Raw genomic sequence first — 12,753 nt, 5'->3', positions numbered from 1 at the left:
CCGGCCGGGGAAGCGGTGGCGCGGGCCGCCTGCACGGCCCGCGCGCGATCAGCTGACCGCCATCAGGCTGGCATTGCCGCCCGCCGCCGTGGTGTTGATCGAGGTGGAGACCTCCTCGACCAGCCAGTCGAGCCGATAGCCGGCCGAGCCGACCTGGGGCAGCACGATCGGCCCCGGCAGCTCGGCCAGCGTGCCGAGCGCCGCCGCGACCGTGTCGGCATCCCCCTCGATCAGCGCGCCGGCATAGGGCCCCTCCTGCCGCCAATCCTCGACGCAGGCGAGGCGGGCGGCGATGCCGGACGGCAGGCTCGCCAGCGCCTCGCGCAGGGCGCCCGCTTCGCCGATCACCAGCTGGTTGCCGGCGGCGAGGGCCACGCCGATCTGCTCGATCAAGCCGTCGCGCGTGCGGGGCAGCGCGAGGATGCGACCGCGGGGGTGCAGCGCATAGAGGTTGCGCTCGCCGACCGGCCCGGCCAGCTCCACCGCGCCGCCCAGCATCGAGGCCTCGATCGCCTCGCGAATGCGGGCGGCGAGGGCCGTTTCGCCCCGTGCCTCCAGCAGGATCGCCAATTCGCGCGCGGCAGGATCGGCCTGGTCCGACACCACCGGCGGCGGCAGGTCCGCGCCCGCGACCAGCCGACCGAGATAGAGCGGCCCGCCCGCCTTGGGCCCGGTGCCCGACAGGCCACGGCCGCCAAAGGGCTGAACCCCGACCACCGCGCCGATGACGTTGCGGTTGATGTAGAGATTGCCGGCCTTCACCCGCGCCGTGACGTGCGCGACCGTCTCGTCCAGCCGGGTGTGCAGGCCGAAGGTCAGGCCATAGCCGGTGGCGTTGATCCGATCGATCAGCCGGTCGAGATCGGCGCGGCGGAAGCGGACGACGTGCAGCACCGGTCCGAAGACCTCGCGCTCCAGCCGGGCGATGTCGTCGATCTCGATGATCGTCGGGGCGACGAAGGTGCCATGGGCCGTCGCATCGGTCATCGCGACCTGTTCGACGCGGTGGCCGGCCCCGCGCATCCGCTCGACATGCGCCTCGATATTCGCCTTCGCCTCGGCGGTGATGACCGGGCCGATATCGACCGCCAGCCGGTCGGTGCGGCCGATCGACAGTTCATGCAGCGCCCCCCGGATCATCGCCAGCGTCCGATCGGCGACCTCCTCCTGCAGGCACAGGATGCGGAGCGCCGAGCAACGCTGGCCCGCACTGTCGAAGGCGGAGGCGATCACGTCGGCCACGACCTGCTCGGCGAGCGCGGAAGAATCGACGATCATGGCGTTCTGACCGCCCGTCTCCGCGATGAAGGGGATGGGCGCGCCGTCGGGGCGCAGTCGCTTGGCCAGTTCCTTCTGGATCAGCCGGGCGACCTCGGTCGAGCCGGTGAACATCACCGCCTGCGTCTCCGCTGCGCCGACCAGCGCCGCACCGATCGCGCCGTCACCGGGCACGAGGTGCAGCACGTCGGCGGGAACGCCCGCCGCATGGAGGATGGCGATCCCCTGCGCGGCGATCAGCGGGGTTTCCTCGGCGGGCTTGGCGAGCACGGCATTGCCCGCGACCAGCGCCGCCGCGACCTGGCCGATGAAGATCGCCAATGGGAAGTTCCACGGGCTGATGCAGGTGACGACGCCCAGCGAGCGATGCGCCGTACCCAGCGTCGAGCGCGCCTGATCGGCATAATAGCGCAGGAAGTCGATCGCCTCGCGCACCTCGGCGATGGCATTGGGCAGCGACTTGCCGGCCTCGCGGACGATCAGCGCCAGCAGGCCCGGCATCCGCGCCTGCATCATGTCGGCCGCACGGTCGAGCATCGCGGCGCGCTCGGCGGGGGGCAGGGCGGCCCAGCGCTCGGCGGCGGCGGCGGCGCTGCGCGCGGCGTCCTGCGCGTCGGCGACGGACATTTCCTGCACCGTGCCGACGGTGTCGCGGTGATCGGCGGGATTGCGTACCGGCCGGCTCGCGCCCCGGCTGCCCGCCTGCCACGTCGACGTCGCCTTCATCGCCGCGCCGAGCGACGCCAGCGCGGCCTCGTCGCTCAGGTCGATCCCGGCGGAATTGACGCGCGTGCCGTACAGGTCGCGGGGCAGGGCGATGTTCGGGTTCTTCTGCCCCGGCACCGCCATAGCGCGCACCGTCTCGACCGGGTCGGCGACCAGGTCGGCGATCGATATCTCGGGATCGGCGATGCGGTTGACGAAGGAGGAGTTCGCGCCATTTTCCAGCAGGCGGCGGACCAGATAGGCGAGCAATGTCTCATGCGTGCCCACCGGCGCATAGATGCGGCACGGCCGGTCGAGCTTCTCCGCGCCGACCACTTCGTCATACAGCGGCTCGCCCATGCCGTGGAGGCACTGGAATTCGTAATCGCCGACCGTGAAGTCGGGGCCGGCGAGCTGGTAGATGGTCGCCAGCGTCTGCGCGTTATGCGTCGCGAATTGCGGGAAGACCGCATCGCGCGACCCCAGCAGCTTGCGGGCGCAGGCGATATAGGCGACGTCGGTGTGGATCTTGCGCGTATAGACCGGGAAATCGGCCAGTCCGTCAACCTGCGCGCGCTTGATCTCCGCGTCCCAATACGCGCCCTTGACCAGCCGGACCATGATCCGCCGGCCCGCCCGCCGGGCAAGGGCGATGATCCAGTCGATCACAAAGGGGCAGCGCTTGCCATAGGCCTGGACCACGAAGCCCAGACCGTCCCAACCCGCCAGATCCGGGTCGGTCGCCAGGCTTTCGAGCAGGTCGAGCGACAGTTCCAGCCGGTCGGCTTCCTCGGCATCGATGTTGAGGCCGATATCGTAGCGCTTGGCAAGCAGCGCCAGCGCCTTCACGCGCGGCAGCAGCTCTGTCATCACCCGCGCCGCCTGGGCGCGGACATAGCGGGGGTGCAGCGCCGACAGCTTGATGGAAATGCCCGGACCCGCATAGATGCCGCGTCCCGCCGACGCCTCGCCGATCGCGCGGACGGCGGTGTCATAGTCGCGGTAATAGCGATCGGCATCGGCGGCGGTGGTCGCCGCCTCGCCCAGCATGTCGTAGCTGTAGCGGAAGCCGCGCGCCTCCAGCGGCCGGGCGCGCTTCAGCGCTTCGCCGATCGTCTCGCCGGTGACGAACTGCTCGCCCATCATCCGCATCGCCATGTCGACGCCGCGCCGGATCACCGGCTCGCCCGCCCGCGCGATCAGCCGGGTCAGCGCCGCGCCCAGGCCACTGTCATTGACGCTGCCGGTCAGCTTGCCGGTGACGACCAGACCCCAGGTGGCCGCATTGACGAACAGCGAACGCCCGTCGCCGACATGCGCGCGCCAGTCGCCACCGGCGATCTTGTCGCGGATCAGCGCGTCGCGGGTCGCGGTGTCGGGGATGCGGAGCAGCGCCTCCGCCAGGCACATCAGCGCCACGCCCTCCTGGCTGGACAGGGCATATTCCTGCACCAGCCCCTCGACCCCGGTGCCCTTGTGCTTGGCGCGCAGCGCGGTGACCAGCGCGGTGGCGGTCGCCGTGGCGTCGCGGCGGATCGCATCGGGCAGCGTCGCGGCATCGAGCAGGGGGGCGAGGCACTCGACCTCGCTGCGGCGATAGGCGGCGGTGATCGCGCGGCGCAGATCGTCCTGCGGGCGGATCGGGGGGGCGAAGTCGGCGAAGGCGGGGGCGGCGAACTGGGACATGGTCGGGCGATCCTCTCGCCCCCGCTATAATGATGATCGCGCTGGCGGTCCGCCCGGATTTGGGGCAAATTCGCGCCGAACGCACTTATCGGAGCGGTGATGACGGATCGAACGGACGCCAAACCCGCCCCTGCCGGTCCGATCGACCTGTTCGACCGCCGCATCGTCGAGGCATTGCGCGCCGACGGCCGGCTGTCGGTCACCGAACTGGCGAAGCGGGTCGGCCTGTCGAAGACGCCGTGCCAGGTACGGCTGCGCCGGCTGATCGACCAGGGCTATATCCTGGGCTTCCGCGCGATCATCGATCCGGCCAAGCTGGGATTGGACCATATCGCCTTCACCGAGGTGAAGCTGTCCGACACGCGCGAGGCGGCGCTGGACGAGTTCCGCCGCGCGGTGCTGCGCATTCCCGAGGTGGAGGAATGCCATATGATCGCCAGCAGCTTCGACTATCTGCTCAAGGTGCGGACCGCCGACATCCGCCGCTATCGCGAGGTGCTGGGCGAGCGCATCTCGGCGCTGCCGCATGTCGCCAACACCTCCACCTTCGTGGCGATGGAGACGATCCGCGACGGCGGCCTGTAGGGCGACGGCACCGCCGCCGCCCCGGCAGTTTATTCCCCCGGATGGCGGAAGGTCGATTCGCCGAGTTGCACCGTCACCGACCGGCCGGGATCGCCGGCCGAGTCCGCCAGCGTCACGGTGTAGCGGCCGGCCGCGACATGCCAGCTGCGCGTGGCGGGATCGAAGGTGGCGAGCAGCCGGGGGTCGATCGTCACCGCGGCGGAGTCGCTGGCCCCCGGCGAGAGGTCGAATTTGCGGAACGCGCCCAGGCGGCGCGGCGCCTCCCAACCCTGTCCGGCGACATAGACCTGCGCCACCGTCTTGCCCGCGACCGGGCCGCTATTGGTGACGGTGAAGCGCGCCGAGATGCCGCGCCCGCTCGGCTCGGCGGTCAGGCCGCTCAGCGCGAAGCGGGAGTAGGACAGGCCATAGCCGAACGGGAAGAGCGGCTTGGCCCCGGTCTTCTCGAACCATTTGTAGCCGACTGCCGCGCCCTCCTTGTCATAGTCGCTGACCGGGTGCGAGTCGCTGTCCAGCTTGGGATCGCCCTCCAGCACCGGCCGGGGCAGTTGCGCGACCGAGGCGGGGAAGGTGACGGGCAGGCGGCCCGATGGATTGACCTCGCCGGTCAGCACCCGCGCGATCGCCTCGCCGCCCGACGTGCCGGGATACCAGGCCTCCAGCACCGCGCCCACCTTGGACAGCCAGGGCATCACCACCGGCCCGCCCGTCTCCAGCACGACGACGGTGTTGCGATTGGCCCTGGCCACCGCGTCGATCAGCCGGTCCTGGCCATCCGGCAGGTTGAGATCGGGCACGTCGAGCGACTCGCCGGTCCATTGCTCGCCGAACAGGACGACCATGTCCGCCTTGCGCGCCGCGGCGGCGGTGGCGGCCATGTCCTTGCCGTCCAGATAGGTGACGGTGGCGGTGGTGCGCGCCTGCAAGGCCTTCATCGGCGAGGAATTGTGGTAGAGTTTGGGTCCGGGAAAGCCGCTGGGATGCTCGTCGGGCACGATCAGGCCATTGGCCGGGCCACCATGCGGATAGACCTGGCTGGAGCCGCCGCCCGACAGCACGCCGACATCGGCATGGCTGCCGACGATCAGGATCGAGCGGACCGACTTGGCGATCGGCAGCAGGCCGGGCCGGTTCTTGAGCAGGACGATGCCTTCCTCCGCATCGGCGCGGGTGACGGCGGCATGGCCGGCATAGTCGATCCTGGCGGACTGGTCGCCCTGGACCGGGTGATCGAACAGCCCGTTGGCGAACATCGCATGGAGGACGCGGCGCGCCATGTCGTCGGCGCGGTCCTTGCTGACATGGCCGTTGTTCACCGCCTCACGCAGGGCGTCGGCGAAATAGGCGGAGCGGTCGAACGCCCAGCCGGACTGCTGGTCCAGCCCCGCATTGGCCGCCTCGCTGGTCGAATGGGTGGCGCCCCAGTCGCTCATCACATAGCCCTTGAAGCCCCAATCCTGCTTCAGCACCTTGTTGAGCAGCCAGTCATTCTCGCAGGAATAGGCGCCGTTGACGCGGTTGTAGGCGCACATCACCGATCCGGGCTGGCCGACCTCGTTGGCGAATTCGAACGCCAGCAGGTCCGACTGCCGCCCCGCCTGCTCGCCGATGCGATGGTCCATGACCATCCGGTTCGTCTCCTGGTCGTTGAAGGCATAATGCTTCATCGTCGAGACGACATGCTGCGACTGGATGCCCCGGATCTCATGACCGGTGATGATGCCGGCGAGCAGCGGGTCCTCGCCGCCATATTCGAAATTGCGGCCGTTGCGCGGCTCGCGTATCAGGTTCATGCCGCCCGCGAGCTGCACGTTGAAGCCGGACAGGAAGGCCTCGTTACCGATCATCGCGCCGCCGGCCTGCGCCAGTTCCGGGTTCCAGGTCGCGGCGGTCGCCAGGCCCGAGGGCAGCGAGGTGCGCAGGCGCGGCGTCGGCCCGCGCTGGCTGGCGACGCCGACGCCGGCATCGGTCTGCCACTGGGCGGGAATGCCCAGCCGCGCGATGCCGGGCACGATGCCGGCCGAGCCGGGCAGCCCGTCCTTGGGGAAGACCCAGTTCTTGGTCGCGTTGCGCAGCCAGTCCGCCTGGGTGGAGAAATAGCCGAAGGTCAGTTGCAGCTTCTCCGCCAGCGTCATCTGCTTGAGCAGCAGGTCGGTGCGCTGGTCGGGCGACAGGGCCGCGTTCATCCAGGGGCGTTCCTTCGGGCCGTCGGTGGGGGCGGCGGCGGCCTGGGGCGCATTGTTGGTCGTCTGAGCCTCGGCGATGCCGGCCGGCGCGAGGGCGAGGATCGTGGCGGCGGACAGCAGCAATCGCGAGAAGGTCGGACGGATCATCAGGGTCTCACATTGGGGGCGGGGACGGGCCGCGGGGCAGGGGATGGTTAACCTTCCTAAGCGATGCGTCGGGCGTGCATCAATCGGGAAAACCCGCGGTCTCTCCGGCAGTTGAGGTGGCCGCCCGGCGCCGGGCGGCCGCCCTTGGTCGAAGAACTATTGGCCGCCCATTACCTGCACCAGCGAGGCGGCATTCTGCCCGGTCGGCAGTTTGCCATCGACGGTCAGGCGGCCGGTGCGGTCGTCCCAGCGCAGCGTCGCGCTGCTGCCGTTCTTCCCGTCCCGATAGGCGTTGGTGACGCCGTCATCGTCATAGAGCGTGAAGCGGGCATCGGCCCCCGGATAGACGCGGATGCTCGCCAGCGGCTGGCGCGTCGCGGTGCTCTGCACGGGCACGCCCATCGGCACGATCGATCCGGCGCGCACGAACAGCGGGATGCGATCGATCGGTGCGGCGACGGTGATGGTCTGGCCGCCGCGATGCTTCTCGTTGGTCCAGTAATCATACCAGTCGGCGCCGGCCGGCAGATAGACCGGGCGGCTGGTCTGACCCTGTTCGGTCACCGGCGCGACCAGGAAGGCGGGGCCGAACATGTATTCGTCGCCCATCGTCGCGACCTGGGGGTCGTTCGGGAAGTCCATGAACAGCGCCCGCATGAACGGCGCGCCGCTTTCATAGGTGTGGCGGCCGAGCGCGTAGAGATAGGGCATCAGCGCGTAGCGCAGCTTCAGGAAGCCGGCGAGCACCGGCTCCGCCGCCGTGCCATATTCCCACAAGGCCGTGCCCGGCCGCTGGCCATGGATACGCAGCGTCGGCGTGAACACGCTATAGGCGAACCAGCGGGTGAAGAGCTCCGGATAGTCGGTATAGGTCGGCGCCATCGCGGTCGCGCCGGCGGGATCGAGCAGCACCGGCTTCTCCGCCTTGGGGCCGCTGGGCCATTGCCAGCCGCCGATGTCGCTGCCCCAATAGGCCATGCCGGTGGCGGTGAAGCCCAGGCCGGCGGGCACCTGGTGACGATAGGCTTCCCAATTGGACTTGATGTCCGACGACCAGAACAGCGCACCGTTGCGCTGCACGCCCAGATAGGCGGCACGCGACAGGATCAGGTTGCGCAAGGCCGGCCGATCGCGCGCCGAACCCTCGGCTACGCCATCGGTGTGCACCAGCGGGAAGAGGTTGTGATAGCGGTCGCCCGAGCCGATCGCATAGAATTTGCCGTCCGGCACCAGGTCGGGCTCGGTCTCGTCCAGCCAGAACCAGTCGAAGCCCTGGCTCGCGATATTGTCGCGGATCCGGTCCCAGAACCAGGCGCGGGCGTCCGGATTGGTACTGTCGATCAGCGCGCCGGCGCGGTCGTTGCGGACCGGCAGGCCGTCGACCGTCCGGCCGTCCGCATCCTTGAGCAGCCAGCCCTTGCTTTCGAGCAGGTTGAAGTAGCGCGACTCCTTCTCGAACCGGGGCCAGACGCTGATGATCGAGCGCATCCCCATCGCGCGCAACTGGTCGTTCATCCCCTTGGGATCGGGGAAATAGGTCCGGTCGATGTCGAGCTGGCCCATCCGCGTCCAGTAGAACCAGTCGAGCACCATCACGTCGAGCGGCAGGTTGCGGCTGCGATAGCCCTGCGCGATGTCGAGCAGGTCCTTCTGGCTTTCGTAGCGCGCCTTGCTCTGGATGAGGCCGAAGGCGGCCTTGGGCGGCAGCGGAGTGCGCCCGGTCAGCCGCGCATAGCCGGCATAGAGGTCGTCGGCCGTCGCGCCGGTGATGACGAAGAAGGAGACCCGCTCGCCGACCTCGGACTGCCAGTGGGTGGCGTTGCCGAGACCGGGGGAGACGGTCGTGACGGACGCATTGTCCCAGACGATGCCATAGCCCTTGTTGGTGACCATGAAGGGCACGCACACCGTCTCGCCGGCCGGGGCATCGTAATTGTGGCGGCAGTCGATCGTGCGGCCCTTCAGGTCGAGCTGCCCCTCCTGGTTCTGGCCCAGGCCGTAATAATGTTCGTCCGGCTGGACGGCGAAGCTGGCGCCGACCCGGAACGTCTTCTCCCCGTTGACGACGTGGGGCGACATCTCCCAGCCGGTCATCTCCGCCACGGTCGTGCCGCGCGCATCGCCGACGCGGATCGACACCGGCGGCAGCGCCGAGGCGAAATAGCGCTGCATCTGCGTCGGTGCCTTGGGCCAGGGCTGGGCGTTCACCGTCAGCGTCATCGCGCCCGAGGTGAAGGCGTCGCCGCCGGCCTCGCTGCGGTGAGTCCAGCCGGTGGCGTCGGGCTTGGCATTCGGTCCTTCGCCGGGCGGCGCATCGACCTGGGTCCGGTCGGTCGCGATCGTTACGCGGACGATATTGGGCGCATAGGGTTCGATCGACACCAGGCTGCCGTTGCGGTCGAGCGTCGCGAGCGGTGCCGCCGCCGCCGGGGCCGCCATCACCAGCGCCAGCGCGGTCGCGGCTCCGGCCCCGGTCAGAATTGCGCGCATGTGGTCCTCATTCCCTCTCCAGATCGCCGTACCGTTACCAGAAAGGTGACGGCAGGCGAGCGGGTTATGGTCGTAGGGGTCAGGCGGTCGGCACTTCCTCCTTGACCTGCGCATGGGCCAGGAGCGCGAACAGCCCGGTGCCGCCGATGATGTTGCCGAGCAGCGCCGGCCCGACAAAGCCGAATGCCACCCAACCGGCCGAGACGTCGCCATGCCACAGCAGCAGGAACGCCTCCGACGCGCCGGCGACGACATGGGCGAAGCCGCTCACCGAAATCGCATAGGTGATGGCGAAGACGATCCAGAAACCGCTGCCCTCGGTCGCGGAGCGGATCCAGGCGATGGAGGCGATCAGCAGCCCGGCCGGGATCGCCTGCATCAATGTCTCCAGCGGCGTGCGATCGAGCAGCCGGCGCGAGACCGCGACCATGGCGTCCAGCGTCTCCGCCGACTGGACATGGCCATGCGCGGCAAGCCCGGCGGCGGCGGCAGCGCCCAGCATGTTGCCGAGGAAGACGATGGCCCAGAGCCGCGCCAGCCCGCGCGCGCCCCGGCCACTCGGCTTGCGCAGCACGGGCAGCACCGCGACCGCCGTATGCTCGGTGAAGAGCTGCAACCGGCCGAGGATCACGATCAGGAAGCCGAAGGGATAGCCGAGATCGGCGACCGCCCCGGCCCAGGACGTCTCCGGCAGATAATGGTGCAGCGCCCCGCTGACCCAGAGCGACGCCATGATCATCAGGCCGGCGGCGAAGCTCGACCAGAAGAGCGAGGCGACCGGACGTTTCAACTCGTCCTCGCCCTGCTCGATCACCGCGCCATAGACGACGCGCGCCGACGGGGCGCTGCGCTCGTCCGCCTCCTGCCGGTCTTCCGTCTTCTCGTCGTTCGTCCGCTCGTCCGCCATGCCGGTCACTCCCTGTCGACACGGGCAACGCACCAGGGGCGTCGACGGACATATGGGCCGGCTTAAATCCCTGATCCGAACCAAAATGAACGATTATTCATGGACATGGATGACGCTGATCCACGTTGGCGGCCTCAAGGATCGGCACCGGGTCGTTCCGTTCGGAGGGACCATGTTCGTGGACCAGACTGCTTTCCTGATCGGCTTTGCGACTATGGCCTTGGGGTCGCTCGCCATCTACACCAAGGGCAGCAAGGCACCACCGGCGCGTCATCATACGCTGCTGCATTCCAGCGTGCCGTTCATCGCCGCCACCGCCTATCTCGCTATGGCCTTCAGCATCGGGACGCTGGTCAGCATCACCGGGTCGGTCACCTATCTGGCGCGCTATGCCGACTGGTCGGTGACGACGCCGATCCTGCTTGCCGGGCTGGTGCTGCTCGCCTTTCACGAGCGCGGCCGCACGGGCGAGGTCGGCGGGTATCTGACCGCGATCATCGTGCTCGACGTACTGATGATCGTCGCCGGGCTGGTGTCGTCGCTGGTCGAGGTGCCGGTCGTGAAGTGGATATGGTATGGCTGGTCCTGCGCGGCCTTTGCCGGCGTGCTCTATCTGCTCTGGGTGCCGCTCAAGGCCGTGGCGAACGAGCGGGGCGGGGCGCTGGCCAGCGCGTATTCGAAGAATCTGGTCTTCCTGACCGTGATCTGGTTCCTCTATCCGATCGTCTTCCTGGTCGGTCCGGAGGGGCTGAAGATCATCTCCGACCCCGCCTCGGTCACCGCGATCCTGGTCTTGGATGTGGTCGCGAAGGTCGTCTACGCCTTCTATGCGGCCGCCAATCTGGACTCGGCCCTGGTGGGGACGGAACCCGTTCGCAGCACCCGCCGGTGATCCGCAAGGGCGCGGCGATCGGATGGGGGGTGCTACTGGCCGGCGCAGGTTTGGCCTCTATCGCGTCGCTCCCGGTGCAACTCGGCTTCGCGGTCGTGGCGATCGGCGTCATCGGCATGGCGCATGGCGCGAGCGATCTGGCGATCGTCGCACCGGCGCGGCGGACGCTCTTCCTCGCCTGCTATCTGACCGCCGCCGCCCTGTGCCTGCTCTGGTGGTTGCGCGAGCCGGCCGCGGCCATGCCGTTGTTCCTGCTCGCCTCGGCGCTGCATTTCGGTCTGGAGGATGGAGCCGAGGCCGGCATGCTCGAACGGCTGGCGCGCGGGGTCGGCCTGGTGACGGTGCCGGCGGTCCTGCATCCGGTCGGCCTCGCCGATCTGCTCGCCAGCGCGACGGGGCAGTCGGCGATCGTCCCGGCGATGGTCGACACGATGCGCCTGTTCGGCCTGCTGGCCGGCGGCGCGCTGCTGGCCATGGCATTGCTCCGGCGGGACGGGCGATTGATGTCGGGCACGCTCGCCTTGCTGCTGCCACCGCCGCTGGTCGGCTTCTCGCTCGGCTTCCTGATCCTCCACGCCTTGCCCCAGACCGACATCCGGCGGGAGCGGATCGGGTGTCGGACCGTCTTCGCCTATCTCCGCGCGGTCGCACCGATCCTGACGCTTGCGCTGGTGATGGCGGCGGCGTGCGCGCTGCTGCTGGTGCGACAGCATGGCGGCGTGGAGATTCTGTTCGCCTGCATGGCGGCGCTCGCCGTGCCGCATCTGCTGGTGACGCCCTGGTTCGAGGGGGCGGCGCAGGCGAGCAGGCCGCGCCGCCCCCTGCCGTTCAGGCCAGTGGCCCGTTGGCGACCGGCGGATTGAAGATCGGCACGCCGTCGCCGGTATAGCGGATCGGCTGGACGCGCGTGTGGCGGTTGGGATCGAACAGGGGATCGCCCTTGATCGCCGCATAATCGCGGGCGTGATAGACCAGCATGTCGCGGCCCCGCTCGTCGACGGTGAAGCTGTTATGGCCGGGTCCGTAGATCTTGTGGGCGGGCGACGTGGTCATCACCGGCACTTGGCTCTTGGTCCAAGCGGCGGGGTCCATGATGTCGGCATCGTCGCGCGCGGTCAGCATGCCCATGCAGTAGCGCGCATCGGTGGCGCTGGCCGAATAGGTCAGGAACAGCCGACCGTTGCGCGCCAGCAGGGCGGGGGCCTCGTTGACCTTGTAGCCCCGGACTTCCCAGTCGAGCGTCGGCACCGACAGCCGGGCCGGCTTCGCCGCCAGCGTCAGCGGCGTGGCAAGCGGGGCCAGATAGAGGTTCGAGTTGGTCTCGATCCCCGGTTCGCGCTGCGCCCAGGCGAGATAGCGGGTGCCGCGATGGACGAAGCTGGTCGAGTCCAGGTTGAAGCTGTCCCAGGGCGTCTGCAACTCGCCGAGAACAGTCCAGCGACCGGTCATCGGATCGGGGCCGTCGCAGACCACCGCATAGGTGCGGATGCGGAACACGTCCGCGCCGCCGCCGCTGGGTCCGGCGGCGAAATACATGATCCAGCGGCCGTCGATCAGGTGCAGCTCGGGCGCCCAGAGGAAGCCCGACATCGGCCCGCTGGCCTGATGCCGCCACAGCACCGCTTCCTTCGCGGTCGACAGGCCGGCGAGCGTGCGCGACCGGCGCAGCACCAGCCGGTCATATTCGGGCACCGACCCGGTCATGTAGTACCAGCCGTCGGTGTGGCGGAAGACCTGCGCGTCGGCGCGCTGGCGCACCAACGGATTGACGATGGCGGAGCTCGCGGCCGTGCGGGCGAGCGTCGGCGCGGCAGCGGCCAGCGCACCGCCGGCCAGGATCAGGCGACGGGTCGGATGGGTCATCGGCATTCTCTCCT

Annotated in this window: 7 protein-coding genes and 1 pseudogene; 3 read left to right on the top strand and 5 right to left on the bottom strand. The window is 69.2% G+C overall.

The annotated features are described in order from the left end of the window. Nucleotides 1–48: 48 nt before the first annotated feature. A complete protein-coding gene (putA, locus tag QE452_RS07795) occupies nucleotides 49–3,669 on the bottom strand; it encodes a trifunctional transcriptional regulator/proline dehydrogenase/L-glutamate gamma-semialdehyde dehydrogenase (RefSeq protein WP_309658798.1) in 3,621 nt (1,206 codons plus the stop codon). 99 nt (nucleotides 3,670–3,768) lie between these two features. Between putA and QE452_RS07790 the strand changes: the two genes are divergently transcribed. Then, on the top strand, nucleotides 3,769–4,254 hold the full coding sequence (locus tag QE452_RS07790; RefSeq protein ID WP_309658799.1) for an Lrp/AsnC ligand binding domain-containing protein: 486 nt from the start codon (nucleotides 3,769–3,771) through the stop codon (nucleotides 4,252–4,254). Between the two features lie 29 nt (nucleotides 4,255–4,283). Here QE452_RS07790 and QE452_RS07785 read toward each other — a convergent pair whose 3' ends face one another. From QE452_RS07785 to QE452_RS07775, 3 genes are all read right to left on the bottom strand, one after another. Continuing rightward, nucleotides 4,284–6,587 carry a glycoside hydrolase family 3 C-terminal domain-containing protein gene (locus QE452_RS07785; RefSeq protein WP_309658800.1) on the bottom strand — a complete coding sequence of 768 codons (2,304 nt, stop codon included), beginning with the start codon at nucleotides 6,585–6,587 and terminating at the stop codon, nucleotides 4,284–4,286. Between the two features lie 156 nt (nucleotides 6,588–6,743). Further along, complete coding sequence (locus QE452_RS07780; RefSeq protein WP_309658801.1) at nucleotides 6,744–9,077, bottom strand: glycoside hydrolase family 31 protein; 2,334 nt, start codon at nucleotides 9,075–9,077, stop codon at nucleotides 6,744–6,746. Between the two features lie 79 nt (nucleotides 9,078–9,156). Continuing rightward, nucleotides 9,157–9,984 carry a formate/nitrite transporter family protein gene (locus tag QE452_RS07775; protein ID WP_309658802.1) on the bottom strand — a complete coding sequence of 276 codons (828 nt, stop codon included), beginning with the start codon at nucleotides 9,982–9,984 and terminating at the stop codon, nucleotides 9,157–9,159. Nucleotides 9,985–10,156: 172 nt separating this feature from the next. On the opposite strand from QE452_RS07775, the gene QE452_RS07770 reads away from it, so the two are divergent. Then, entirely contained in the window at nucleotides 10,157–10,876 is a 720-nt protein-coding gene (locus tag QE452_RS07770; RefSeq protein WP_405052749.1) for a bacteriorhodopsin, read from the top strand. Next, on the top strand, nucleotides 10,873–11,739 hold the full coding sequence (locus QE452_RS07765) for a Brp/Blh family beta-carotene 15,15'-dioxygenase (protein WP_309658804.1): 867 nt from the start codon (nucleotides 10,873–10,875) through the stop codon (nucleotides 11,737–11,739). Before QE452_RS07770 ends, QE452_RS07765 begins: the two co-directional genes overlap by 4 nt. Here QE452_RS07765 and QE452_RS07760 read toward each other — a convergent pair. Next, nucleotides 11,711–12,739, bottom strand: a pseudogene (locus QE452_RS07760) (family 43 glycosylhydrolase); the annotation flags it as partial. The gene QE452_RS07765 and the pseudogene QE452_RS07760 sit on opposite strands and share 29 nt — an antisense overlap. Between the last annotated feature and the right edge of the window lie 14 nt (nucleotides 12,740–12,753).

It is taken from the genome of Sphingomonas sp. SORGH_AS_0438, from assembly GCF_031453475.1.
Lineage (GTDB): Bacteria > Pseudomonadota > Alphaproteobacteria > Sphingomonadales > Sphingomonadaceae > Sphingomonas.
This window is presented reverse-complemented; position numbering and strand designations above follow the sequence as displayed.